The sequence below is a fragment of the Sorangium sp. So ce296 genome (assembly GCF_051529605.1).
Classification (GTDB): Bacteria; Myxococcota_A; Polyangia; order Polyangiales; family Polyangiaceae; genus Sorangium; species Sorangium cellulosum_D.
The window spans coordinates 11,656,666-11,681,869 of the sequence record NZ_CP150325.1; the positions used below are offsets into that span (position 1 = coordinate 11,656,666).

The window sequence follows — 25,204 nt, forward strand, 5'->3', positions numbered from 1 at the left end:
AACCTTCAGGAACACGTTGACGCACCTGCGCCCGACGGCGCCGCGCTCCCCCCGCGCGACGCGCGCGCCCTCTCGCGGAGGGCCTGGCCATGAGCCGCTACACCGGACCTCGCGTCAAGGTCATGCGCGCGCTCGGGGTCGAGCTCCCCGGGCTCTCGGCGAAGAAGACCGAGCGCCGGCCTTACCCCCCCGGGCAGCACGGCCAGGCCCGCAAGAAGCTCAGCGAGTATGCGCTGCGGCTGCGCGAGAAGCAGAAGGTCCGCCTCAACTATGGTCTGACCGACACGCAGCTCCGGACGCTCATGCTCGAGGCGCGCAGGAGCAAGCTGGCCGCCGGGACCAAGCTCATCGAGCTCCTGGAGCGGCGGCTCGACAACGTCGTCTTCCGCGCCGGCTTCGCCCGCACCATCCCGGCCGCGCGACAGCTGGTGACCCACGGGCACGTGCTCATCGACGGGAGGCGCGTCGACATCCCCTCCTACCGCGTCAGCTCCGGAGAGACGGTGAGCGTGCGCGAGCGGCGCCGCGATCACCAGACCGTCGTGGAGGCGCTCGCGAGAGCGGACCTCCTGGCACCCTCGTGGCTCTCGGTCGACAAGGACGCCCGGCAGGCGCGCGTGACCAGCCTGCCGGACGAGACGAGCATCCCGTTCCCCATCCAGGTCCAGCTCATCATCGAGTACTACTCACAGCGGCTGTGACGCAGCAGCACGCCTCGCCGCGCCGGCGCGCGGCGAGGCCGCTGCCCCGGCCCGCAACGCGGGCCTCAGGTGCGGTCGAGGTGCTCGACCATGAACGGGTACACGTCGGTCGACGCGCTCTTCCCGAAGATGCAGTCGATGTGGCCGTACCCGGGGATGACGTTGCGCGAATAGAGGCCCGCGCCGTTCCTCGCCGACAGCACCTCGACGGTCTTCTCGGTGCTCGCCGGCAGGAAGCACTGGTTCTCCGCGCCGTGGATGAAGCGGATCGGGATCGCCATCCGATCGAGGTGCGGCAGATACACGTCCTTCCCCTCGGCGTCGACCACATGACCCTTGCGGGTCATAAGCGCGAGGCCCTCGAAGGCGCGCATCGTCGCCTCTCCGAAGAGCTCGTAGAGCCGATCGTGCGTGGCGTAATTGAGCTGCGCGTGCTCGTAGAGCAGCGAGTACATGAACGAGATCCGATGACACACCGCGCTGTTGCAGTGCTCGCCGTCCCCGACGGGATACAGCGCGAGCGCGCGATCGTAGAGGCGCGAGAAGAACCCCTCGTGCGACGAGGCGTTCGTCGTGAGCGACCCGACGCCGAGCGCGTCGAGCACGCTGGGCGCGTGCAGCCCCGCCTTCAGGTGCACCATGGCGGGCGTGACCACGTGCGTGGAGATCTGCGAGATCACCGCCGAGCGGACGCCCTTCAGCCCGGCGAGCATCGCCATCGTGAACGTCGTCGCGCCGTAGCAGTGGGCGACGACCTGCACGCCCGCCGCGCCCGTCGCCTCACGCACCTTCGCCACCGCGGCGGGGTAGTCGTAAAGCGCGATCTGATCGGCCGTGTACTGCGTCTTCGACGCGGGGAGCAGCACGCTCGACCGGAAGTCGAGGAGCCAGACGTCGTAGCCGTGCGCCACGAGGTGCTCGAGCAGGTTCGTCTCGATGGTGTCGGTCGAGAAGATGCGGCTCGAGACGCCGAGCCCGTGCGCGAGCATCACCGGGCCCTTCGAGCCGCCTTGATACCGCGTCAGGAGGAGGTCGACTCCATCGCCGCTCTTGAACGGGTAGAAGCGCGGGCCGGGCACCCGCAGCGGCCTGCGCTTCTGGGGCGGGGGGTTCGAGTCGGCGAACTCCAGCGGCGCCGCCACGCCGCCGTAATAATCGTAGACCACGCCCGCGAAGTAGCGCCCGAACTTCACCGTCGTCGCGAGGCGCTCCTCGGCGTTCTTCGCGTTCGTGACGTCGAGCGTCCCGAGCTGGCGGATGAAATCCTCGGGCTCGATCACCAGGATGCCCTTGCCGATCGCCGGGCCCGTCTCGTCCTCGCCCTCGTGGATGGTGATGTAGAGCGTGGTGGTGTCGTGCCACGCGTCCCAGAACGGGCGGTCTTTGATCACCTTGAACCCGTAGAAATAGAACGAGCGCCCCTCCTCCGACCGCATCCGCATCTTGTATTTCATGAGCCGCGTGTCGGCGGCGTCCGGATCTTGCACGAAGAGGTTGAACGTCCCGTGCGTCACCGTGAGCGGCCGCCCCGAGAGCGCGGGGGCGTCCACCGTGCCGAGCGTGCGCGCCTCGTGCTCGGGGCTCGCGAGCATGGCGTCGACGTCCTCCGACACGATCGTGAGGATGAACTTGAAGCTCGAATCCTCTTGCTTTCCCAGGTCGGCCGCCGTCTGGAAATCGCTGTCGACCGCCTTCGAGAAGTAGCCCTTCATCGTCTCGGTGAAGCGGATCCCCGGCTTGCGCGTCTGGGGCTCGGGCGGGATCGGACCCTTGTCCGAGTAATCGATGTGGAGCCCGCGGTCGCGGGCGAGGTGGATGGCGCAGCGCTCCGCCAGCGCCGAGATCGTGAGCAGCGGGTTGACGCCGAGCGAGACGGGGACGATCGACCCGTCGCACACGTAGAGCCCCTCGTGGACCGCGGCGCCCGCGCTCGACGCGAAGACCGTGCCCTTGTGGTTCACGACGCCCGCCTCGGCCGAGTCTGCCATCATGCAGCCGCCGAGCGGGTGCACGGTGATCAGCTTGTCGCCGACCTTCGGGGACCAGATCGGGTCCTTGACCAAGACGCCCTCGAGCGGCGCCGTCGTCTCGAAGAGGCGCGCGTTCATCTTCTCGAAGATCGGCTCGGTGCCCACCTGCGGCCAGTCGATCCGCAGCTGATCGCTCTCCAGCTTCATCGTGCCGCAGTTCGCCTCGTGCCCCATCACGAGGTAGGTCTGCGTGTGCATCGTGGCGCCGTGATACGCGCCGAGGAGGAGCGACTCGGCCTCGCGCATCCCCTGGGCGACGGCGTCTTGCGGCGCCGTGTTCGAGCCGCCGGTGCAGGAGGCCACCTTGAACATGAGCGGCAAGAGCGGCGCGAGCGCGCCGGGGATCGAGCCCTCCTCGATGATGATGTCGTCCTTGATGTCGGCCTGGTTGCGCATGTCGATCACGCCCGTGATGCACGGCCCGACCGGCGACGTCGCGGAGACCGCCCGGTGCCCGAAGCCGAGACCGTCGAGCTGAGGCGTGCAGTTGTAGCCGAACCCGAGCATGTCCCCGTTGCCGCTGAACCCCTGGCCGAGCTGGTCGGACACGGGTAATCCGAGCTCCTTCGAGCGGAGCAGGATCTCGGTCGAGCCCAGCGTCCCGGCGGAGAGGACGACGATCTTGGCGGTGACCACCAAGGTCGGCGCGTCGAACGCCTCGCGGCCGGTGTCGAGCACCTGGTAATGAACGTTCCATTTCCCGTCTTTCCGCCGCTCGACGTGGCGCACGCTCACCTCGACGAAGATGTGGGCGCCGTGGCGCTTGGCGTCGGGGAGGTAGTTCATCAACACGGTGTTCTTCGAGCCGTAATTGCAGCCGGAACAGCAGTCGCCGCAGTTGTTGCAGGCCTTCTGCGCGACGCCGGCGGCGTTGATGCCGTCCTTGAAGGTCACGTTGATGTTGGTGCGCCGGAACGGCTGCCCCATCGCCTGCGCCGAGCGCTGCAGCGCCGTCAGCTTGGGCAGCGGCGGGTAGCTCTCGGGGTACGGGTTCGGCGAGAGCATCCGCTCGGCGAGCATGTATCCGGTGTTGAGGTGCTCCATCTTCTCGCTCCGGAGCTCGGCCGGCCAGCGCGGGTCGTCGAAGACGCGCGGCTCGGCGCGGATCGAGACGTTCGCGTTGATGAGGGAGGTGCCGCCGAGGCCGCAGCCGACGAGCACGCCGATGTCCTTGTTGACGTGCAGATCGAACAGCCCCGTGCGCGAGCCCTCGTGACCCACCTCCGGCAGGTTCATCTGCATCTCGGCGACGGCCTCGAGCGCGGTGTTCGGGTACTCGCCCGGCGTCCGCTCCCGCCCGCGCTCGAGCACGCAGACCTTCATGCCGGCGCGCGCCAGCCGCGACGCCATGATCGCGCCGCCGTAGCCCGAACCCACGACGACGACGTCGTATTCACCGTCGATCTCTTCAATGTCGGACGAAAGACGATTCATGCTCTGCTCCATGGATGTTTCGGCATCCTTGACGATTCGCGGCCGCGCTGCCGCGCTGCGCGTCGATCCGCGTCCATCACCGGCGCGGCTCGCCGGTCGTCACCGGCCTGGCGTCGCGGGCGGGGAGGTGATCGGCTCGATGGTCCAATGATAAGCGCTCCTCTGGGTCTTCACGCCGTTCCCGTCCGGGGCCAGGTACGCTCCGGATCGCTTGTTCCTGAAGGCCACCGCGTCCCCGAACCGGACGGGTCGGCCCTTCTCCGCGGCCTCGAGGACCCAGGTCTGCTTCTCGTACCTGTCCTCGTCCACGGCCGGATCGTAATCGTTGAAATAGTAACAGTCCCCGGTGAGGCTCCACGCCCCCAGTGTGTTGTAGGCGCCGATCTCCAGCTCGGTCGAGACGAGGGCGACCTCGTCGCCGTCGCGCACCTTGCCCGAGCTGGCCTCCCTCGCGCTCTTCTCCAGGAAGAGCTGGACGGCCTCGCCGCCGAGGGTCGGAAAGTACTCCGCGACCTTCGGGTCCGAGAGCGAGAGCAAGCCCAGGATCGTCGATTTCCGGGAGGCGGTCGAGATGCGCTCGCCGGCGTGGCCCCGCAGGGTGAACCGATCCAGGTACTTGAACGGCTGCCCCGGCTCGCGCTTCACCTGGAGGAACCGGACGTCGCGCTCGTCGCGGCGGGGCTCCTCGAGCGTGAGGACCTCCTCGAACGTTGGCGCGCCCATCGCGCGCTCCTGGAACGCGGACAAGCGCCGCTCTTCCCCATACCACTTGAGGATCGTGGCGATGAGCGAGGTGTGATCGTAGGGCTGCTCGCGGGTCGAGCGGAACACGGTGCCTCGCCGGATGCGCGGCGACACCAGGATCGCGGGCACCCGGACGCCGTGACGATCGAAGTTGAAGCCGTGCTGGGTCGTGGGCGCGGAGCCGCCGCTCCCCCAGGGGGGCACCGCGGCGGGCGGCGGCACGTGGTCGAAGGTGCCCACGCCCTCGTCGAACGTCACGATGAGCAGCGTCTTCTCCCAGGCCGCCCTGTTCGCGATGAGGCTCATGTAGACGCTCTGCAGGAACGTCTCCCCGGCGCTCAGGTTCCCGGGCGGGTGGTAGTCGTTCCCCATCGCGGTGGCGAGGCTCTGCTCCCACGAGAGATCCGTGGACTCCTGCGAGACGGTCCAGAACGGCTCGACCAGGCTGAAGCGCGGGAGCGTTCCGGCGCGCGCCTGCTCGTGGAACCGCTCGATGCGCGCGAAGCGGCGCTCCACGCCCGGGATCGCGCGCAGGCCGGGGAACAGCCGGTACGTGTAGCAGGACGGGAGCTCGCCGGACGAGAGCTCGATCAGGTACTTCTGGTGATCGGCGTCGAGGTCCTCCGCGAACTGGACGATGTGCTCGATGATCGGCTGGAGGCGGCTCTTCCCGCCGGTGAGGGCGATCGAGATCTTCTCGGGGAGGGTGCTCGTCTGCCAGAAGATCGACCAGTCGTCGTGGCCGGCCTCATGGAGGGCGTTCCAGAGGGTGGTCGTCTCGAACTGGTCGTCGCCGAGGCGATACCCGACCTTCTCCTCGACCAGCTTGGCCCTCGGGTCCTTCTCGAGCCAGCCGTTGTCCGTCAGCCCGAGGGACGTACCGCAGAAGGCGAAGGCCCGGTTGGGGTTCGTCTGAGACGGCACCGACGAGAACCACATATCGCAGACGGCGTAGTGCTCTGCGAGCCCGTTGATCACCGGGAGCTGGTCGGGGGTGTAGCTCTCCATGACCTCTCCGGCGAGGTCCCGGAGCGCGTCCGGATCGCCGCCGGCGACGCCCGATTTCTTGAGGGCTGTCATGTAATCCTTGACGAATCCCTTCATGGTGGGGGCGTCGCCGGGCCCGATGTCGTCGTTTCCGAAGAGCTGGACGTTCACGCTCGCGAACTCCTCATTCGGCGCGACGCAGGGCACGTTCATGGCCGAGGCGCCCTTTACGGGCGCGCAGCTGAGCCCCTCCGCGACATTGGTGAACGCCGCCAGGTCGAGGCCCGCCAGGCCCTCGAACCGGCGCTCTCCCGGCGCGGGCTCCGGGATGTTCAGCGCCGGGCCCGCGCTCGGGTCTGCGTACAGCCAGCCGAGGACGCTGTCGAACGAGCGATTTTCGAGGATGACGAGCACGATGTGCTCGATGGACTTCATGCTCACGTTCCGCCTCCGCACGATGCTCGCGCTGGATCCGCCGCATCGATGGACCACCGCGCATTCCCCCGCGGCGCGCCGCCGCGCGAGGCCCCCAGCGCACTCTCCTCAGACGCCACTCGCCAGACGAGCGGTCCGCAGATCTACTCTGCGTCGACCCCCTGCGCCCCCCGTGCCCGCCGAGCGCAACAAGCACATTATGCTAACCACATCTCGATCACAAGATCGTTTGGAGGGCAAGCCAACATGGCGCGGCCTACACGACGTGCTCCTCGTGTCCGATGTGAACGGACGTGGCCTCAGGCGCGCTCGGAGGTGTGATGTGAAGGATTGAATGCGTGTGTGGTCGGTGGATGACCGATGTCACGACATCGGATCAGCGCCCGTGCCGCGAGGTCGCCTCGCGGGGCGCACGATTCCGGGCTCCGCGGCCCTCGGCGCGCCGGCGCCGCGCTGCGCGGATCACGGGCGCCGGCCGGGGCGCTTCTCCGGATCCTCGGCGAGCAGCTCCTCGATCTCGGCCGCCGCCTTGTCGAGCACCTTCACCGTGCGAGCGAGCACGGCGGGCGTGAGGCGCCCGCGGTGCATCGCGTGGCGCAGTAGCCGCATGAGCGCGCCGACGCGCTTCATGACGTCGCCGAAATCCTCGGCGAAGCGCTCCCACGAGGTCTCGGCGAAGCGCTCGTAGAACTCGTCGACGTATTCGCGGTTCGCCTGGAGGTCCTCGCGCCCCGCGTCGGTGATCTCGTAAATCTTGCGGCCGTCGGCCTCGATGACGCGCGCGTGGCCGAGCTCCTCGAGCATCTGCAGCGTCGGATAGATGACGCCCGGGCTCGGCCGGTAGGTGTCGCCGCTGCGCTGCTCGATCGCCTGGATGACCTCGTAGCCGTGGCGGGCCCGCTCGGCGAGGGCGTCGAGCACGAGGTAGCGCACGCCGCCGCGATCGGCGCGGAGCGGCGGCCCTCCGAACCAGTCCCCCCACCAGCCGGGCGGCCCGCCGCCGAACCCGCCCCGGCCCCGCCCGAACGGACCCCTCGGCCCGCGCGGGCCTGCGTGATGGTGGTGGCCATGATGATGTTCAAATCCCCAGAACATAGACGCGATCCCTCTCTTGCTCGGCGGCGGACCGCCACGACGGCGAGCACTCAGCTGCCGCGCGCGCGTGGGCGGACCACCCCCGGCCCCACGGCCCGGGCCGCTCTGCGGCGCCGGAGCCGATAGTCTAAAAGATATATCTATACGATAGCTCTCGACCTGCCCGTGTCAAGGGACCGGCGGCTGGCCGCGGTGCGCGTGGAGGCCGGCGATGTACGCGGAGCGTCCACGGCGCTCGTCCTCCTCACCGCATCTGCGCGCCCCTCGACCCGTCGCGCGGGTGCGCCTCTGGGTGACGCGCCCGCGAGCACGCGCCTTGCCGTGCGGGGGCAAAGCGCCCCGGGCGCGCCCGTTGCGCCGCGCGGCGCCGGACGGCGCTGCCCGCGGTGCGGGGAACATCATGTCCAGCCTGAGCACGGAGAGCACACCCCGCGAGCGCCTCGATCGCGCGATCAGCGTCCTCGGCCGCGTCCGGATGTACTGGCGCGGGATGGCCGCGATGATCGCCGTCGGGCTCTCCATCTCCCTCGCCCTGGCGCTCGCCACGAAGCGGGTGTGGCGGAGCGAGGCCACCATCCTCTACCGCGAGACCATCCAGACCGGCCGCGACCCCCAGAGCAGCACCGCGCGGGCGGCGCGCCTCGGGCCCAAGCTCAAGGACGCGCTGATCGCGCGCGGGACGCTCGCCGGCGTCATCGAGGCGTTCGGGCTGTACCCGGAGAAGACCGCCCGCTCGATGGTCGAGGCGGTCGAGGAGATGAAGAGCCACGTCGGCTTCCGCGCGCAGAGCAGCGATACGTACGTCATCTCGTTCACCCACGACGATCCGCGCGTCGCGCAGCAGGTCGCCGCCCGCCTCACGCAGATCCTGATCGACGACTACCGCCGCGACAGCCTCGGCGCCGCGACGATGACCCGCGATTTTTTGCGGCGCGAGCTCGCCGAGGCGAGCGCCAAGGTCGACGAGGCGAGCCGCGCGCTGGCGACGTTCCTCGCCAAGAACCCGCAGTTCCAGTGGGGTCTCAACGACTCGCCGTACGCGCCGGCGCCCCAGCCGCTCGGTTCGCCCGGCGCCCCCGCGCCCGCGGCCGCCCGCGCTTCGCCGCCGGCCCGGCCCATGGACCCGCAGCTCGCCGCGCTCGAGCGGCAGCTCGCCCGGGTGGAGGCGCTGCTCGGGGTCGCGCGCTCGCCCGCGGCGGCGCCGGGGCAGCCGTTGCCCCCGAGCGTGGTCGACGCGCAGCGGGCCCGCGACGCGGCCGCCGCGGCGCTCGTGTCGGCGGAGACGGCGCTCGCCGAGAAGCTGTCGACCGTGACCCCGATCCACCCGGACGCCATCGCCGCGAAGCGCCGCGTCGAGGCGGCCAGGAGCCAGCTCGCGGCCGCCGAGAGCGCGCTCGGGCTCGTGCGCGCGGGCCTCACCGAGGTCCCGCGCGGCGAGGCGGGCGAGCTCACGCCGGCGCGGCGCGCGGCGCTCTCGGCGGAGCGGAGCGCGCTGCTCCGGCAGATCGCGGGCCTGCGCGCGCGCGCCGGCGGCGGCAGGGCGGCGGCGGGGGGCGAGTCGCGGCGCGCGCTGGAGGCTGCGGGGGGCGAGGCGCGGCGCGCGCCGGCGGGGCCCGACGGGGACGCGGAGGAGCGGGTGATCGAGCTCGAGACCGAGTGGCACCGGCTCCGCCTCGATCTCGAGCGGGCGCGCGAGTACCTGAAGGCCGTTCAGGCCAACGAGCGCGCCGCGGACCTCTCCGCGGACGCCGCGGAGAACAAGAGCGAGACCGAGCTCGACGTCCTCGATCCGGCGTACCTGCCGAGCCGGCCGGATCGCGGTCGGGGCCGCGTGTTCTTCGCGGGGGCCGCGGTGACGTTCTTCTTCGCGCTGGGCGTCGCCGGGGCCCGGGTGCTGCTCAACGACACGCTGTACGACGGCGGCGACATCCACGCGCTCGGCGGCCCCGCCCTGCTGGCCGCGATGCCGGAGCTCCCGCCGCAGCCGCCGCTCCGCGAGCGCGCGATCGTGCCGGCGTACGGCGCGGCGCCCGCCGCCGCGCACGAGGACGGCGGCGTGCGGCCCAGCGAACCGGCGGGGCCAGCGCCAGGTCAACCCGGGTTGGCCGAGCCGGGCCAACCCGGGTTCGCCGGGCCGGGCCAACCCGGGTTCGCCGAGGGCGAGGAGGACACGCTCCCGGACGGCCTGGAGCTCGAGGGCGACGCCGGCCCGCGCTCGCCCTGGAGCGCGCCGGAGCCGGCCTCCAGCGCGGCCGAGGAGGCCTGGAGCGCTGCCGAGCCGGCCTCTGGCGCGCCCGGCGGGCCGCTCGCCTGCGTGGGCCCGCGCCACCTCGCGTACGCTGGCGGCGCCGGGTTCCGCGAGCCCGAGGTGGAGATCCTCGGCGCCGACGTCGATCCGGACGGGTGCGGGGTGTTCGAGCTGCTCCGGGGCGCGCCCGCGTCGGCGCTCGCCGCCCTCCGGGTGCTGCGGCACCGGCTCGATCAGCGGCGAGGGGGCGAGCCGCTCACGGTCGCCGTGGTGAGCCCCGGCCGGGCCGAGGGCAAGACCGCGGTCGCGGCGCGCCTCGCGATGACGCTCGCCGAGGCCGAGCGCGCGCGGGTCCTCCTCGTCGAGGGCCACCTCGCGCGCCCCCGCGTCGCGGCGACCCTCGGCCTCCGGCTGCCCGCGCACGCGAGCTTCTCGGAGCAGCTCCGCCGGCGCATGGCCGGCGAGGCCCGCCCGCTCGGCGTGATCGCCCTCAGCCCCTCGCTCTCGGTGCTCGCGGAGCCGTCGCTCGAGGCGAGCTACCCCGCGGCGCTCCACTCGATCCACTTCGAGGCCGCCATGCGCGCGCTCCGGCGCTACTACGATTACGTGGTGCTCGACGGCCCGCCGGTCCTCGGCTCGGGCGACGCCAACGTCATCGAGGACGCCTGCGACGGCGTCCTCGTGGTCGCCCGCGCCTCCGTGACGCGGGCGTCCTCGCTCGCGCGGGCCGTCGAGCAGCTCGGCGAGCGCCGCATCCTCGGCGTGGTCCTCAACGACGTCGCGGCGAGGCCGGTCGCGAGGAAGCGAATCGAGGTGGAGGAGCCGGCGACGTGACCATCAGCGCGACGCGCCGCAACGCGCTCGCCGGGGACGAAGCGGGAGAACACACCGCTTCGCAGCCGCGCGCTCGTCGCGACGCATCATATCGACGTGTTGCCGTACATCCACGCCGCGTCGAACCAGATGTCCCGGTTGCACCCCGCCGCGGCATAGTCGTTCTCCAGCGCGACCGCGAAGGAGTGCCAGCCCGCCTCGAGCCACACCGCATCGGACGTCTGGTGCGTCCAGCCGGCGCCGATCGGGCGCCGGCCGCGGGCCACGGCGTCGATGAAGAAGAGCGCGGCCGGATAGCCGTTGCAGATCGATCCGGCCAGGCGCGCGTGGAGGACGTACGAGCCCGCGCTCGCAACGTAGAAGTACTTGTAAGGTCCGCCGTTCCAGTTGAGCTGCAGGAACGCGTCGGCGTTGGCGCCCCAGCCGTATCCGACCGCGTACGGATACAAGTCATACTGGATGGTCTCGGCCTCGATGTACCAATCCGCGCGCGCGACGCTCGGGGCCGAGGCAATCGCGAGCGCGCCGGCCACCGCCGCAATCTTCCAGGTGTTCAATGCTGCTCCAGTGGTTAAGAATGGTCCAATGGGGAGCATGGATGAGACGACGGATATGATTTGATGTCAAGCGCGCTCCGCGTCGCCTCGCTTCGTGAGGCCGCCGATGCGCCACGACGTCGCAGCGCATCGCATCGCAGCGCCGCCGGCGTCGACCCGAGGGGCGCCGGGGGCTCGCGCTGCTCAGAACGTGATCTTGATGGCGTCCGCCGACCTGTTCGCCGGCCCGTGATGGACGACCTCGATGTTGTTCCCGTCGGGATCCAGCACGAAGGCCGCGTAATAGCCGGGATGGTACGGGCGCTCGCCAGGGGCGCCGTTGTCCTTGCCGCCCGCGGCGATCGCGGCGGCGTGGAAGCGCTCGACCGTCGCGCGGTCGTTCGCCTGGAACGCGAGGTGCGTCCGGCCGGTGAGCTGGCCCGCGGCGGCCTGTGAGCTCGCGCTCGAGACGAAGAGCTCGTCGGCCCAGAAGTAATCGTCGGCCTCGCCGCCGATGGGGACGCCGACCGCGTCGAAGACCGCCTGGTAGAACCTCTTGCTCGCCGCGATGTCCGCCACGACGAGCTGGATGTGATCGATGAGACGCCCGCGATAGAGCTGCTGTGTTTCCATGCTTTCACTACTCCCCATGAGCCGTGGCGCGGGGGAGGCCTGAACGGCACGGCCTCCCTTGCGCGTGTGTTGAGCCGGACGGCGCCGGCCCTCAGCCGAGCTTGAAGTTGCCCGCTCGGCGCTCAGCCGAGCTTGAAGTTGATCGCCTTCGGCCGCGTCAGGTGCAGGAACCCGAGCGTCGAGAGCGTCGCGCCCTTGCCGCTGTTCTTCGCCGCCGTCCACGGGAGCGCCGGATCCAGCGTGTCGCACTGGTTCATGTAGACCGTGCCGACCTCGAGATCGCGCGCGAGCCGCGCCGCGCGCTCGCGGTCCCGCGTCCAGACCGACGCGGTGAGCCCGAGATCGCTGTCGTTCATCAGCGCCAGCGCCTCCTCGTCCGACGAGACCGGCACCACCGGCAGCACCGGCCCGAACGACTCGATGCGCATCACGTCGAGATCCGGCGCCGTGTCGACCAGCAGCGTCGGCTGGAAGAACCGCCCGCGGCCGTCGACCTGCGTCGCCCGGCCGCCGCAGAGCGCCCGCGCGCCCCGCGACAGCGCCTGCTTCACCTGCGCCTCCAGGAACGCCGGCGCGTGCGGCTGCGCCATCGGACCCAGGTTCGTGCGCTCGTCCGTCGGATCGCCGAGGACGTACCCCTTCATCAGCTCCAGCGCCGCCTCCACGAACTTCGGATAGAGATCGCGGTGGACGTACGCGCGCTCGACCGCGCAGCAGCTCTGTCCGGCGTTGTAGCAGGCGCCGTCGACGATCCCGTCCACCGCCTTCTCGAGGTCGGCGTCGGCTGCGACATAGGCGCCGTCCTTCCCACCGAGCTCCAGCCCGGCGTCGACGGCCACCTTCTTCGACGTGGCCGCGTAGATCCGCCGTCCGCCTTCGACGGAACCTGTGAACGCCACGAAATTGACGCGCGGATCCGACGCGATGCGCTCGGAGGTCGGGTGGTCGCAGTGGAAGGCCTGGACCAGGCCGGGGGGCGCGCCGGCCTCGGCGAAGGCGGCCGCGAAGTGCTCCCCGCAGAGCGGCGAGCGCGGCGAGTGCTTGAGCAGCACGACATTGCCCGAGAGCACCGCGGGGATGACCACGTTCACGGCCGTGAGGAGCGGGTAATTCCAGGCCGGGAGGTTGAACACCACACCGAGCGGCGCCCGCACGATCCGCCGCTCCACCCCCGGGAGCTCCGGGAGGACCACGTCGGCGAGCGCGGCCTCGGCGATCGAGATCATGTGCCGAGCTCGCTTGGCCATCCCCGCGATTTCGTTGCGGGATTGGCGCAGGGGCTTGCCCATCATGCGGGTGATGTCGGCGGCGATCGACGGCGCGCTGGCCTCGAGGCGCTCGACCGCGCGCAGGCACAGGGCGGCGCGCTCGGCGAGGGATGTGCGCGAGAAGCTCCGCGCGGCGGCGGTGGCGGCGTCGAGGAGGCGGTCGACCTCGGTCGGGTCGGCGAGGGGCCGGCGGACGGCTTCTTCGAGGGTATACGGGTTGTCGATCACCAGGTCGGGCATGGCGGGGGAGATTAACCCAGTTCCCTGGGAGGCCAAGCGTCGTCTAGACTCGGGGCGAATGCGCGCCATCGCGGCAGGTCTATCGGACGTCGGCAGGGAGCGGATCCACAACGAGGACCGATACATCCTCCTCCCCGAGTTCAACGTCTACGTCGTCGCGGATGGCATGGGCGGGCACGAGGCCGGCGAGGTCGCGAGCCGCATCGCCGCGAGCGCCATCGCCGGCTACTTCCGCGAGGCGAACGGCAAGCGACGCAAGGCGTCGACCGGCGACCGGCTCCGCGCCGCCGTGACCTACGCGAACGCGCGCATCTTCGCGCACGCCGACGACTCGCGGTTCTACCGCGGGATGGGGACCACGGTCGTCGCCGCGGCGTTCTCGCCGCGGGAGCGGAAGTTCTACGTCGCGCACGCCGGCGACAGCCGCTGCTACCTGCTCCGCAACGGCGATATGGCGCAGCTGACCCGCGACCACTCGCTGATCGCGGACGCGCTCCTCGAGCGGCCCGACCTCACCGAGAGCGACCTCGCGTACCTGCCCCGCAACGTGATCACGCGCGCGCTCGGGATCGGCCCCAGCGTCGACGTCGATCTGCGCGCCGAGCGCGTCGAGGCCGGCGACGTCTTCCTCCTCTGCTCCGACGGCCTCCACGGGCTCGTCGACGACCGCGAGATCGCGCGCATCATCGAGGACAACGCCGTGCTCGCCGAGGCGTGCTGCAAGCTCATCGACTGCGCCAACGAGAACGGTGGCCGCGACAACATCACCGCCGTCCTCATCCGGATCGAGGAGACCGCCTCGGCGTCGTGGAGCCAGCGCCCGAGCGCGAAGAGCCGCAACGCGCGGTAGCATCCGGAGGCGGTCGGAGGGGCCGAGGAGGACGACGCCACGCCGCGGCCTGAAACGCAAGGGCGGGGCGGCGGGCGCGCGCTCCTCCACCGCTTGCAGTTGTGTCGTAAAATTGCGAGGTCACGGTATGCGAACCACGTGGATCGGGATGGGGCTCGTTGTGGGCGCGCTGCTCGTCTGGGGCTGTGGCGGCGGGGCGGCGCTCGGCGAGGCGTGCGAGGACGAGGGCGCGGACGGCGAGTGCGAGGACGGGGCGGTCTGCGGCAAGCCGGACGACAGCGCGGCGCTCGAATGCCTGAAGGTGTGCGTCGAGCAGGCGGACTGCCCGGCCGACCAGGAGTGCAACGGCATCTCCGGCTCGGACATCAAGGGCTGCAGGCCGAAGTAGGCGAGGCCTCGGCGGGGCGCGGCGCGCTCGGATGCGAGCGCGCCGCCTCGCCGCCGGGCGCCGCGCCGACGGCGCCCGGAGCATGCCGGCGCCGCCGCGCGCCGTGCTGCGTGACGCTCAGAGCACGCCGGCGTGCGCGCGATCGAGCAGCTCGTCCATCACCTGGAACAGCCGGCGGTTGCCGTCCTGGGAGTAGCCGGCGAGCTTCTCTTCGCAACCGGGGATGGCCTTCACGAAATCGGCGACGACCGCCGGGTCGTCGAGCGAGTCGGCGCCGCGGCCGAACCCCTCGCGCTCGAGGTAGCGGGCGTTGAGCACCTGCTCGAACTGGCGCCCGAGGGGGACGGCGAGCATCGGCTTGCGCAGGTAGACCGCCTCGCCCATCAGCGTGAACCCCCCGCCGGCGATGACGGCGCGGCACGAGGCGAGGTCGTCGATGAAGCCCTCCTCGCTGAACGGGCGGTAGCGCAGGTTCCCCTCGACCTGCTCCTCGGTGATGCTCCGGCGCATGCCGTAGATGCGGCACTCGAGCCCGGTCCTGGCGAGCGTCTCGGCGAGCGCCTCGTTCCCCTCGGCGGTCTGGTAGACGAGCAGGTGCTCCCCGGGGCGGCGGTTGGCCGCGATGATCTCGGGGCGGAGGATCGGCGGCACCAGCGTCGTCTCCTGCTTGCGGACCGGGGGGCGGAAGAACGTGGCGATGACGTAGTGCTGGCAGAACGGCAGCTTGCTCTTCACGAACGCGCGCGTGAGCTGGAAGCCCGCCTCGTGGCCGGCGACGATCTCCGCGTCGTGGGTGCAGCGGTTGATGATCTGCATGTTGTCGATCGAGAGGATCGGCAGCCGGTGGAGCTTGGCGTAGAGGTACGTCCACGACTCGAAGTCGCTGATGGTGAGCTCGGGGCGAAAGTCCTTGATGAGCTCGAAGTACGCGGCGATGTTCTTCGGGATGCCGGTCGCGCCGGAGAGCACGTTGGACCAGAGCGTCTTGCCGCGGCGCACCCGGTTCTCCTCGTAGATCATGTGGAGCCCGTGGATGCGGTTCACCCCCGCGAAGCGCTTCGACAGAAAATCGGTCGCGCGTCCCGACGCCATGATCTCGAGCTCGTGCCCCAGCTCGAGCAGGCGCTCGATCACGACGCGCGAGCGCATGGCGTGCCCCATCCCTTCGCCGACGACGCCGTAGAGGATCTTCATGGCGCGCGAGTGTAGCGGGCGCTGCCCGGGGTTCGGAAGGAAACGGCGGGGTCGGGGCGCGGGCGGCGCGCTGGCCGGCGCGCGGACGCTGCGGCGCGGGCGGCGGGCGTGACGCCGCGCCGCCGGATCTGGAGCGAGCTCCTGCCGCTCGAGGTCGTGCGTGCGCCCGGAACGCTCGCGCTCCTCCGGCGGTACGGGCTGGATCTCGCGATCGCGGTGCGGCCCCAGACGGCGGCGGGCCTGCCGGATCTCGCGGCGGCGTGCGCGGACGCGGGGGTCGGGGTCGCGGTGTGGCCGATGATCGCGGACGAGGACGGGCGCTGGGCGAGCGCCGGCAACGCGGCGGCGTTCGGCGCGTTCGTCGCGCGGCTGCTCGACGCGCTCGACGCGCGCGGCCTCGCCGCGGCGGAGGTCGCGGTCGATCTCGAGCCGCCGATCCAGGCCGTGCGCCGGGCGTTCGACGGCGGGCGCGGGGCGATCGCGCTGCTCGGCGGCGGGGTCCGGGGAGCGCGGGCGGGCGCGGCCGGCCGGGAGGCGCGGTGGCGGGACGCGCAGCGCGCGTATGGGGAGATGGCGGGCGCGATCCACGGCCGCGGGGTGGCGACCTCGGCCGCGGTCGTGCCGCTCGTCCTGGCCGACGGGCCGGCGGGCGGCTGGGAGCGGATCCTCGGGACGCCCGTGTCGGCGCCGCCGTGGGGGCGGGTCGGCGCGATGCTGTACACGTCGCTGTTCGAGGGGTACTCGCGCGGCGCGCTCGGGCGGGACGACGCGGTCGCGCTGCTCGCCTGGGGGTGCGGCGCCGCCGCGCGGCGGTTCGGTCCGAGGGCGGGCGCCTCGGTGGGCGCGGTGGGGAGGGGCGCGCTCGGCGACGAGCCGGTGTACCGCTCGGTCGCCGAGCTGCGCGAGGACGTGGCCGTCGCGGTGACGGCCGGCGTGCAGGATCTCGCGCTCTTCGATCTCGGCGGGGTGCTGGCGCGGCCGCCGGCCGAGGCGTGGCTGGAGGCGTTCGTGGCGCCGCCGGCCGAGCCGCGCCTGCCCCGGGCGACGCTGCGGGCGCGGGCCGCGGTGGCGGCCGCGGCGCTCGTGGGGCGCGCGGCCGGCCGCGCGCGCTGGAGCGAATAGTCTCGACCTGGGCACAGTGGCCCGGTGTCAGGCAGCTGTCTCCAAGCACGCCAGCAGCGGCGCCAGACGTTTCTTTCACGCGGCCGCCTCGGCCGGCCGCCGCTGCGCACCCCTCGGGATCGAGGGCATTCGCGCCGGTCGATTTCGTTTGACGCCAGCCATGTTAACGTTAACATTTCGCGCTGGGTATTCTCTCGCCTTGCCCTGGATAGGTGCGCCATGCGTACCGGGCCTCTCTCCTCATGCACGTTCACGGTGTCGGTCGGGCTCCTGGCTTCAGGTGAGGCGCATGCAGGGGAGGAAGCAGCAGTTGGGCTCCGATGGGATGCCATAGCAAGACGCGCTTGCCGCCTGGATGGAAGACGATTCGAAGATTTCAAGGGCGAATCGCCGCGCTGACCTCAGGTGACGGAAATTCCTTACGCCATCCGCCTCCCTCCTGGAAAAGGGACGCTGCAGCAACAACTCATTCATGCATCGAAGGGGCCGCCTTTACGCCACGGCCGGTGGGAGCTGGTCCAACGCGGCGCGGCTTGGTCCTCGGCAGGGATGCTGCGCCTATCGCCGCGCGGCGTCCCGGCGCACATGCTCGGTTGGCGTCTCCGCTTCGCGACGCCCGCTTCGCGACGCACCGCTCCTTCGCGAGGCCCTGGCAACTCTCGCGGCAGCATCGCCGCGGGTCGATCCCTTGCTGAATTGACGTGATCTGGAGGCAGCGCGGTGCTTCGCGTCGGCAGCTGGATCACCTTACGTTCGAGGCAATAATCATGCGTGAGAGTCTCGATTCCACCGTTCGTCACGTCAAGCTTCTGGTCGCCGCATCGCTCACGGCGTTCGCTGGGTTGGCTGCTTGTTCATCGGACGGAACGAGCCCCAACCTGGCTGGCGGTGACGGCTCGGCTGGCGGCGGCGCGACCGGCGGAGCCGACGCCACTGCAGGAGCCGGAGGAGCGGCAGAGGCCGGGGGCGGCGGCAGCGCCGGCGCGATGGCCGGTGGCGGAGCGGGCGGCGGAGCGGGCGGCGGCGGCGAGGTTCCAGACGAGACCGGGACGCGGCAAGCGGCGTACTACGTGTCGCCTTCCGGCAGCGACGACAATCCAGGCACGGCCAGCGCGCCGTTCAAGACGGTCACCAGGGCGCGCGACGTCGTCCGCACCGTCAACGCCGACATGACCGGCGACATCTACGTTTACCTCCGAGCTGGCACGTACAGCCTCACCGACGCCATCGTCTTCACGCCGCCGGACTCGGGCACGAACGGCCACCGCATCTACTACCAGGCTTACCCCGGGGAAAAGCCCGTTTTGAACGGCGCGACGCAGGTGACCGGATGGACGCCGGACACAGGCAATATCTACAAGGCCAAGCTGAACCGAACGACGAAGCTGCGCAACCTGTACGTGAACGATGCTCGTGCCCTGATGACGAGCAAGCGGGTCACGTCGCGCGGAGGGGTCGGGACGTACAGAGTGACGGCCGGGCAGCAGAGCTGGGCTTGGGCGAGCGGCAGCGGCAGCGATGGCGCCAAGTACGACCTCAACGCGGTGCCAGCCATCGCCAGCAATATGGACGATCTCGAGATCGTGAACGGCACCACCTGGAACGAGAATATCGTTTGCGTTCGCGATGTCACCACGACGCAAGACAACTTCCGCGCGCTGCTCTTTCAGCAGCCCTACGGCGCCATCGCGCAAACCCCGGGTTGGAATTCGGGCTTTAGCGTGTCTGGTACTCACACGATCTACAACGCGCGCGAGTTCTTGAGCTCGCCCGGTCAGTTCTATTTCGACAAGACGACCGGCACCCTCTACTACTACCCGCGGCAGGGCGAAGACATGGCTCAAGTCGACGTGCAGGCGCCGATCGCAGAGAAGCTGATCGACATCGCCGGCGACTCCACCGCTAGCCGCGTCAAGCACCTCACCTTCCAGGGCATCACCTTCGCCAACACCGACTACAACCTGTACAGCGTGGGCGAGTCGCGCGGCAAAGCGACGGTACAGGGCGCCACCATCTACGTCGCTTACGGCGACGGCAACTGGCACAACAGCAAGTACGAGATCACCGACACGCTGCCCGGGATGATCACGGTCAACAACGCCGACTCGATCGACTTCGTCGGGAACGTGGTGAAGCACAGCGGCAATGAAGGGATTTCCTTCATCAACGACGTCGTGAATTCCACCATCGTCGGCAACTACATCACCGACATCGCCGGCAGCGGCATCACGGTCGGCCACCCGCAGCACCTGTACGTGGGCGACACCGGCCCGCACCAAAAGTTCGGCCCGGGGGTCGAGGGCATCTGTAAAAACGACACCATCAGCAACAACCTCCTGTACGATGTGAGCTCGCTGCCTGGCTTCGGTGGCCATTCGGGCATCACCGCGTTCTTCGTCGATGGCCTGAAGATCACCTATAACCAGATCCAAAAGACGGCCTACAACGGCATCAACCTGGGTTGGGGATGGCGGAACTTCCCCGACTCGACGACCTGTAAAGATAACGCGATCAACAACAATCGATTCATCGATACATTGAGCAGGCTGCACGACAGCGGCGCGGTCTACACGCTAGGTCAGATGCCGGGCACGACAATCAACGAAAACTACGTCAAGGGCATTCCGCCTGCGACGAGCGGCCCCACGTACGGCCTGCACAACGACGAGGGCAGCGCGTACATCACGCAGAACGACAACGTGCTCGACATCGATCCCGGCGTAAAATACACGATCAACTGCGAGGATTTCGGGGCCAAGCACCACCTCACCATCCTGAGGACGTACGCCACGGTGAACAAGATGGGCGTCAACCCGCCCGATAGCAGGATCGACCCGCCGGTCGCGGTGCCGGACAACATGTGGCCGTCAGCGCAGTACGAAATTTGCCTCAGCTCCGGCGTCCAGGAAGAGCACCGGGGCATCATCCCCAGCGGCCTGCTCGCGGTTCAAGACTACGTGTTCCCGGCGAGCGCCTCGGTGGCGTCTGGCACCAAGACAATCAAGATCAGGAGCGCCGGCGCGGCGGCCAACACCGTGTGGCTCGCGCCGGCCGGCACCGGCGCGTTCACGGAGGGCGCGACGATGACGAAGGCGGCGGGGGACGCTACGTCCATCGCCGTGCCGGCCAGCGCCGGAACGTACAAGCTGCATATCGTGGATGCGCAGGGCGCAAAGCTCGGTGAATCGGCGGCGCAGCTGCGGGTGCGCTGACGTGCCGCGGTGAGCGCTGCAGCGGTGGGGGCGTGGTCTTCGGGGTCGAAGTCCGCTGCCGCCATCATCGACTGCCGCAGTCTACTCACTCAACAATCGATTCTGGCCCAGGAGATGAGGTCGTGTATGCGCATTCGTGAATTGGGTTGACGATCGTTGATGAGATGTTCGAGCGATCCAGCGTCGAGCTCAATCGCGTCTACGCATCGGGCTCCTCGATGAGCGGATCGCGCCAAGCGGCGGCAACACAGGGCTGACGCCGCCGTCTGGCCGCCACCTCATCCCGAGCCGAGCCAGGGCGGCCGCCAAGCGGACGCCGGGGTGCGGGGGCCGCGGAGCCCCAAGGAAACAAGGCAAATTTCGCCCGCGCGGAGCCGCCGCGAAGCGGTGCAGACTGTCCGGCCACCCCTGGCCGGACTTCTGGCGGCCGGGACTAGCCGTGATGTGCCTTGCCCTGGCCTCGGTAGCGCTTCCAGTGATGTCGCTTGTTCTTGTTCTTCGGCCTGCTGTTGCTGGAGCTGCCGATGGACGTCTTCTTGGTCGAGAGCGGCATGCGCGCTCCATTGCGCCTGGATGGAGCGAGCGAAAGTGGGCCTTGGCGATCGCGGCGATCCCGAGGGCGACGACCCATGAACGAGCTCGCCTGGAGCGCGCTGTCCGCAGCGGCGCAGGAGAACGGCTTCGGGGCAGAGGCCGGCCGGTCCTCGCAACCTCCAAGGCTACCGCGGCGAGCCTGCGCTGCGTGCGAGGCAACGGGGAAGGGGAGGCGCCGAGCAGCCCGGCCGTGGCGCCGCCCGACCAGTACACCGTCGTGTCGCCCGGCGAGGTGATGGACAACTACACGGGCCTCGTCTGGCAGCAGGGCTATTCGCCGACCACGATGACCTGGGCCGAGGCGGAGAGCTACTGCGCGACGCTCGATCTCGACGATCGCGCCTGGCGCCTGCCGAGCATCCGGGAGCTCGCGACCCTGGTCGACGAAGCCCAGGTGGCGCCGTCGATCAATAGACCGATGTTCCCGGACACGCAGTACGGCGCCCGCAGCAACGACTGGTACTGGGCCTCGCACACCGCCGTGAGGAACGCTCCGGCGGCGTGGGCGCTCAACTTCGACGACGGCTTCACCGGGTTCAACGCCGGCGAGAGCGGCAAGTGGAACCACTTCACGGCCGCATGGGTGAAGTGCGTGCGCTGAGGGGCCCGCGCGGTCACGGGCGGGGAGGGCGGTGCGGGGCCCGCTCGCCTCGTTTCGGTGGCGCGCGGCCGCCGGCGTCGGTTAGCGTGCCCGGGTGAGCCCGAACACGCTGCCGGCGCGCCCTCGCCTCGCCGCCCACGTGCTCGTGCGGCGCCACCTCGTCGGCGAGGAGGAGCGGATCATCCTGCACGACGTCCGCTCCGGGCAGCTGCTCCAGCTCGGCGCGCGGGAGTGGGTCCTGCTCTCCGCGGCCGACGGGACGCGCGACGTCGAGGGCATCGTGATCGCGGCCGCCCGCGAGGGCGCGCACGCGCGCGCACCCGCGGCGCACGCGTTCCTCGCGCAGCTCCACGCCGCGGGCCTGCTCGAGGCCGAGTCCGCCGGCGAGGACGCGGCGCGCGCGGAGCCGGCGGCGGGGGTGAGGCCCGCGCGCGCGCCCGAGGAGCGCGGCGGCCGCGAGCGCCCGCTGGAGGTGCTGCCCGATTTCGGCCTGCACTGCGACGGGCGCGGGAGCTGCTGCCGGATCTACGCCTCGATCCTCTTCGACCCCGAGGAGGCGGCGCGGGCGCGGGCGCTGCGGCCCGACATGCTGAGCGGCGGCGCCCGGCACGAGCGCGCCTTCACGCCCGAGCGCGGAACGTGGCCGTGCGCGGCCTCCGTGGTGGCGATGCGGGACGGCCGGTGCGCCTACCTCGAGGGCGAGGGGCGCTGCTCGCTCCACGCGATCGGCGGGCCCGAGGCGAAGCCGCTCGGGTGCCGGACCTTCCCGACCAGCTTCGTGGACGACGGCGAGTCGGTGCGGGTCTCGGTCGCCGCGGAGTGCGCCTGCGTGCTGGCCAGCGCGGGCCGCCCCGGCGGCGCCCCGCTGCTCGATCCGCGGCTGCGGGTGCGGGGCGACCTGGACGAGCGCATCGACGTGGCAGCGCTGCCGGATCGCGCGCCGATCTCGCCCGGCGCGACCGCGTCGCGGGCGGAGCTCGTCGCGTGGTCGCGGCGGCTCGCCGCGGCGGCGCCGCCGCCCGACGTGGCCGCGGGCCTCTTCGCGCTCGCCGACGCCGTCGAGGCCGAGGGGCTCACGGGCGGCGCCATCGCGCGCTTCGAGCGGCCCGAGCCGCTGGAGCCGGCGGCGCTCGGCCCGTGGCTCGCCGCGCTGCACGGGCGCGCGGCGCGGCGGGCGCGCGAGGACGCCGGCTGGAGGAGCGAGCGGGATCTCGCCCGGCGCGCCGCGCAGTGGATCGCGGCGACGACCCTCGCGCTGGCCGAGCCCGACCTGCTCGCCGCGCTGCTCGCGGCGCCCGCGCCCGCCCCGGATCGGGAGCGCTTCTACCTGCGCGCGGCGCTGCACGGCCATCGCCTGATCGGCGCGCTGCCGCTCTCGCTCGCGCTGCGCGATCGCGCGGCGCGGCTCGTCGTGGCCCGGGCGCTGCCGGTCGTCGTCGCCGCAGCGGGCGACGACGACCCCGCCTGCGCCGAGCCGGTCGCGCTCGTCGAGGCGATGCTCCGCGGCCACGGCCTCGAGGCCTACGCCGCCGAGGCGGCCGGGGCGCGGTGATCGCGCCGCCGGAGAGACACGGCCGCCGATCTTGTCGATAATGCGCCCGCGATGGACCAGCCCCCGCTCGACAACAAGACGGACTTCGCCGCGCACCCGCAGCTCCTCGTCGATCGGGACGGCGAGAAGCTGGTCGCGATCGTCAAGGCGAGCTTCGAGCTCCAGGAGGACGGCACCTTCGAGCTCTCGCCGCCCGAGCGCGCGCGCGGGGTCCGCCTCGCCGATCTGCCCTGGGAGGAGGACAAGCCGGAGAGCGTCGCCTATCCGGCGGACGTGTGCCTCTTCAAGCCGGCCACCGACGTGATCTTCGTGGCCCGGGCGTATGCGCCGAACGGCAGGCCGGCGCCGTCCTTCGACGTGCGCGTCGAGGTCGGCCCGCTCCGAAAGTCGCTCGTCGTGTTCGGCAGGCGGCTCTGGGTCGACAAGGGCGCCGGCCTCACCGCGCCTTCGCCGATCGAGCAGATCGACATGCGCTACGACCACGCGTGGGGCGGGCGGGACGACGAGGATCCCGCGGCGATCGTCGAGGAGCCGCGCAACCCCATCGGCATGGGCGTCACGGGCGCGCCGGCCTCGCTCACGCACCAGCCGGCGCCGAACATCGAGGATCCCGCGTTCCCGATCCGGACCGCGAAGACCGCGCCGCCGCCCGCGGGGATCGGGGTCGTGGGCCGGCACTGGGAGCCGCGCCGCCGGTACGCCGGGACGTACGACGCGACCTGGCGGGAGCTCCGCGCGCCGCTCCTGCCCGAGGATTTCGACCCTCGCTACAACCTCTGCGCCTCGCCCGGCCTGATCGCGGATCCGCCGCTCGCGGGCGGCGAGCCGGTGCGGACGCTCAACCTGACGCCCGAGGGGGCGCTCAGCTTCGAGCTGCCGCGGGTGCAGGTGGAGATCGAGTTCCAGGTGAAGGACCGCGCGCCGGCCGCGTTCGCGCCGCACCTCGACACGGTGCTGATCGATCTCTACGCCACCGGCCCGCAGAAGCCGGTGGCGGTCGAGATGGTCTGGCGCGCGCACGTCAAGGCGCCGCGGCGGATGAAGGACGCACGCGTCGTCGTGCGCGAGCGGGGGCGCGCGTGAGGCCCCTCGCCGTCATGGTGGCCGCGGGCGCGGTCACGCCGATCGGGCTGCGGTCGATCGACACGGCGTTCTCGCACCGCGCCGCGGCCGCGGCGATGCGCGAGGCGCCGCTCGTGGACGCGAGCGGCGAGCCGATCACGATGTGCTTCCTCCCGACGCTGGATCCGCTCGTCACGGGGGCGCAGCGCGCCGCCCTGCTCGCGGAGCGCGCGCTCGGCGAGGCGCTCGAGAAGCTCGGCCCCGCGGCGCGGGGGCTGCGGATGCAGATGACCCTGTGCCTGGACGAGCACCTCGGGCAGCGGCCGCCGGGGGGCGACGCGCCGGCGCAGCGGCTCGGCGCCGAGCTCGCGGCGCGCGTAGAGGCGCACGCGCCGGAGCTCGCGGTGAAGGTCTCGACGCGCGGGGCCGCGGCGGCGGGGTTCGCGCTGCCGGAGCTGTGCGACGCGCTCGGGCGGGGGGCGATCGACGCGGCGCTGCTCGGCGGCGTGCACACCGACTACGATCCCGCGCGCATCGCCGCGCTCGACGCCGCGGGGCGGATCTTCCGGCCGGACAACCTCGATTCGCTGATCCCGGGGGAGTGCGCGGCGTTCGTGGTGCTCATGCGCCCCGAGGTCGCGCGGCGCGCGCAGCTCCGCGACCTGGGGCAGATCGTCGGCGTGGCCACGGCGCACGAGCGGGCCCGCCCGGACAACGACGAATCGGCGTTCCAGGCCGCGGGCCTCACCGCCGCGCTCCGCTCGGCGCTGGCGCCGCTGTCCGAGCGCGGGCTGCGCGCCGGCTGGATGCTCACCGATCTGACGTTCGAGACGTTCCGCCATTTCGAGCTCCAGGCGGCCTCGGTGCGCACGCAGCACCTCTTCTGCGATCCACAGCAGGTGGAGAGCCCGGCGCAGCGGATAGGCCACCTCGGCGCTGCGGCGATTCCGCTGCACCTCGCCATCGCGTCGGAGGCGTTCGCGCGCGGGTTCGCGCCGCACCCGTGCGCGGTCTCGCTGGCCGGGAGCGACGGCGGGGAGCGCGCGGTGGTGGTGGTGGCGGCGCCGGGGTGAGGGCGAGAGCGGCGGGGCGCGGGCTGGCTGAGATGTGCCAAGGAGGGATCGGCTGCGCATCTTCACGGCTCCTTCGGCATGTCGTATTGAAATAATCTGTTTTCATTGTGTTTCGCCGGACCGTTTCGTGTGTGCACGCCGCGCGCGATCCATGTGTCCGGTGATGGCGGAGGAGACAGCCTCGATCGCAGAAGCGTGAGTCCGGGCCGACTTCCGGGCGGGTGTGATAACGTTCTCCCATGGCGCGCACGGCTCCCGTACCGAATATCCCCGCCATTCCTGGCATGAACCCTGGCGTCTTCGTCATGGGAGGTGGCGCGGGCGGGGGAGGGGGCAACGGGAAGAACGGGCAGGCTGGAGCCGGTAGGCAA

At 71.1% G+C, this 25,204-nt stretch carries 17 protein-coding genes; 10 read left to right on the forward strand and 7 right to left on the reverse strand.

The features are described 5' to 3' along the window. Positions 1–89 precede the first annotated feature (89 nt). Entirely contained in the window at positions 90–701 is a 612-nt protein-coding gene (rpsD, locus tag WME98_RS43035) for a 30S ribosomal protein S4 (RefSeq protein WP_437338314.1), read from the forward strand. 65 nt (positions 702–766) lie between these two features. On the opposite strand, the gene WME98_RS43040 is transcribed toward rpsD, so the two are convergent. The 3 genes from WME98_RS43040 to WME98_RS43050 all read right to left on the reverse strand — a co-directional run bounded on the left by WME98_RS43040 (position 767) and on the right by WME98_RS43050 (position 7,426). Continuing rightward, the gene (locus tag WME98_RS43040) at positions 767–4,165 is read right to left on the reverse strand and encodes an alpha/beta fold hydrolase (protein WP_437947445.1); all 3,399 of its coding nucleotides are present in this window, start codon (positions 4,163–4,165) and stop codon (positions 767–769) included. Between the two features lie 99 nt (positions 4,166–4,264). Continuing rightward, positions 4,265–6,331, reverse strand: coding sequence for an alkaline phosphatase family protein (locus tag WME98_RS43045; protein ID WP_437954085.1), 2,067 nt, complete (start codon positions 6,329–6,331; stop codon positions 4,265–4,267). Between the two features lie 462 nt (positions 6,332–6,793). Beyond that, entirely contained in the window at positions 6,794–7,426 is a 633-nt protein-coding gene (locus WME98_RS43050) for a PadR family transcriptional regulator (protein WP_437947446.1), read from the reverse strand. Between the two features lie 400 nt (positions 7,427–7,826). Between WME98_RS43050 and WME98_RS43055 the strand changes: the two genes are divergently transcribed. Then, on the forward strand, positions 7,827–10,508 hold the full coding sequence (locus tag WME98_RS43055; RefSeq protein ID WP_437947447.1) for an exopolysaccharide transport family protein: 2,682 nt from the start codon (positions 7,827–7,829) through the stop codon (positions 10,506–10,508). Positions 10,509–10,594: 86 nt separating this feature from the next. On the opposite strand, the gene WME98_RS43060 is transcribed toward WME98_RS43055, so the two are convergent. The 3 genes from WME98_RS43060 to WME98_RS43070 form a co-directional block, all read right to left on the reverse strand. Beyond that, positions 10,595–11,065, reverse strand: coding sequence for a hypothetical protein (locus tag WME98_RS43060; RefSeq protein WP_061628228.1), 471 nt, complete (start codon positions 11,063–11,065; stop codon positions 10,595–10,597). A 183-nt stretch (positions 11,066–11,248) separates the two neighbouring features. Continuing rightward, positions 11,249–11,677: a VOC family protein gene (locus WME98_RS43065; protein WP_437947448.1), complete on the reverse strand. Its 429-nt coding sequence runs from the start codon at positions 11,675–11,677 to the stop codon at positions 11,249–11,251. Positions 11,678–11,799: 122 nt separating this feature from the next. Then, positions 11,800–13,185 (reverse strand): aldehyde dehydrogenase family protein, encoded by a 1,386-nt coding sequence (locus WME98_RS43070; protein WP_437338318.1) that lies wholly within the window; start codon positions 13,183–13,185, stop codon positions 11,800–11,802. Between the two features lie 58 nt (positions 13,186–13,243). Here WME98_RS43070 and WME98_RS43075 point away from each other — a divergent pair, with 58 nt between their 5' ends. Together WME98_RS43075 and WME98_RS43080 are read left to right on the forward strand one after the other, a co-directional pair. Beyond that, positions 13,244–14,035, forward strand: a complete 792-nt coding sequence (locus WME98_RS43075) for a Stp1/IreP family PP2C-type Ser/Thr phosphatase (RefSeq protein WP_020735664.1) — start codon at positions 13,244–13,246, stop codon at positions 14,033–14,035. Positions 14,036–14,162: 127 nt separating this feature from the next. Then, positions 14,163–14,423, forward strand: a complete 261-nt coding sequence (locus tag WME98_RS43080; protein ID WP_437947449.1) for a hypothetical protein — start codon at positions 14,163–14,165, stop codon at positions 14,421–14,423. A gap of 117 nt (positions 14,424–14,540) precedes the next feature. On the opposite strand, the gene WME98_RS43085 is transcribed toward WME98_RS43080, so the two are convergent. Then, on the reverse strand, positions 14,541–15,617 hold the full coding sequence (locus WME98_RS43085; RefSeq protein WP_061628223.1) for an MJ1255/VC2487 family glycosyltransferase: 1,077 nt from the start codon (positions 15,615–15,617) through the stop codon (positions 14,541–14,543). 108 nt (positions 15,618–15,725) lie between these two features. Here WME98_RS43085 and WME98_RS43090 point away from each other — a divergent pair, with 108 nt between their 5' ends. From WME98_RS43090 to WME98_RS43115, 6 genes are all read left to right on the forward strand, one after another. Next, on the forward strand, positions 15,726–16,739 hold the full coding sequence (locus tag WME98_RS43090) for a hypothetical protein (RefSeq protein WP_437947450.1): 1,014 nt from the start codon (positions 15,726–15,728) through the stop codon (positions 16,737–16,739). Positions 16,740–17,506: 767 nt separating this feature from the next. After that, positions 17,507–19,951, forward strand: a complete 2,445-nt coding sequence (locus WME98_RS43095) for a right-handed parallel beta-helix repeat-containing protein (RefSeq protein ID WP_437947451.1) — start codon at positions 17,507–17,509, stop codon at positions 19,949–19,951. Between the two features lie 742 nt (positions 19,952–20,693). After that, complete coding sequence (locus WME98_RS43100; RefSeq protein WP_437947452.1) at positions 20,694–21,146, forward strand: DUF1566 domain-containing protein; 453 nt, start codon at positions 20,694–20,696, stop codon at positions 21,144–21,146. Between the two features lie 94 nt (positions 21,147–21,240). Next, the gene (locus WME98_RS43105) at positions 21,241–22,698 is read left to right on the forward strand and encodes a YkgJ family cysteine cluster protein (protein WP_437947453.1); all 1,458 of its coding nucleotides are present in this window, start codon (positions 21,241–21,243) and stop codon (positions 22,696–22,698) included. Between the two features lie 51 nt (positions 22,699–22,749). After that, positions 22,750–23,781: a DUF2169 family type VI secretion system accessory protein gene (locus WME98_RS43110; protein ID WP_437338324.1), complete on the forward strand. Its 1,032-nt coding sequence runs from the start codon at positions 22,750–22,752 to the stop codon at positions 23,779–23,781. Next, positions 23,778–24,833 carry a beta-ketoacyl synthase N-terminal-like domain-containing protein gene (locus WME98_RS43115; RefSeq protein WP_437947454.1) on the forward strand — a complete coding sequence of 352 codons (1,056 nt, stop codon included), beginning with the start codon at positions 23,778–23,780 and terminating at the stop codon, positions 24,831–24,833. The genes WME98_RS43110 and WME98_RS43115 overlap by 4 nt, the downstream gene beginning before the upstream one ends. The last annotated feature ends 371 nt before the right edge of the window (positions 24,834–25,204 follow it).

What these genes read in the sequence shown, in the direction of transcription:
- rpsD (WP_437338314.1), top strand. Translation starts at nt 90, where the DNA reads ATGAGCCGCTACACCGGACCTCGCGTCAAGGTCATGCGCGCGCTCGGG.
- WME98_RS43040 (WP_437947445.1), bottom strand. Translation starts at nt 4,165, where the DNA reads ATGAATCGTCTTTCGTCCGACATTGAAGAGATCGACGGTGAATACGAC.
- WME98_RS43045 (WP_437954085.1), bottom strand. Translation starts at nt 6,331, where the DNA reads ATGAAGTCCATCGAGCACATCGTGCTCGTCATCCTCGAAAATCGCTCG.
- WME98_RS43050 (WP_437947446.1), bottom strand. Translation starts at nt 7,426, where the DNA reads ATGTTCTGGGGATTTGAACATCATCATGGCCACCACCATCACGCAGGC.
- WME98_RS43055 (WP_437947447.1), top strand. Translation starts at nt 7,827, where the DNA reads ATGTCCAGCCTGAGCACGGAGAGCACACCCCGCGAGCGCCTCGATCGC.
- WME98_RS43065 (WP_437947448.1), bottom strand. Translation starts at nt 11,677, where the DNA reads ATGGAAACACAGCAGCTCTATCGCGGGCGTCTCATCGATCACATCCAG.
- WME98_RS43070 (WP_437338318.1), bottom strand. Translation starts at nt 13,185, where the DNA reads ATGCCCGACCTGGTGATCGACAACCCGTATACCCTCGAAGAAGCCGTC.
- WME98_RS43075 (WP_020735664.1), top strand. Translation starts at nt 13,244, where the DNA reads ATGCGCGCCATCGCGGCAGGTCTATCGGACGTCGGCAGGGAGCGGATC.
- WME98_RS43080 (WP_437947449.1), top strand. Translation starts at nt 14,163, where the DNA reads ATGCGAACCACGTGGATCGGGATGGGGCTCGTTGTGGGCGCGCTGCTC.
- WME98_RS43085 (WP_061628223.1), bottom strand. Translation starts at nt 15,617, where the DNA reads ATGAAGATCCTCTACGGCGTCGTCGGCGAAGGGATGGGGCACGCCATG.
- WME98_RS43095 (WP_437947451.1), top strand. Translation starts at nt 17,507, where the DNA reads ATGCGTGAGAGTCTCGATTCCACCGTTCGTCACGTCAAGCTTCTGGTC.
- WME98_RS43110 (WP_437338324.1), top strand. Translation starts at nt 22,750, where the DNA reads ATGGACCAGCCCCCGCTCGACAACAAGACGGACTTCGCCGCGCACCCG.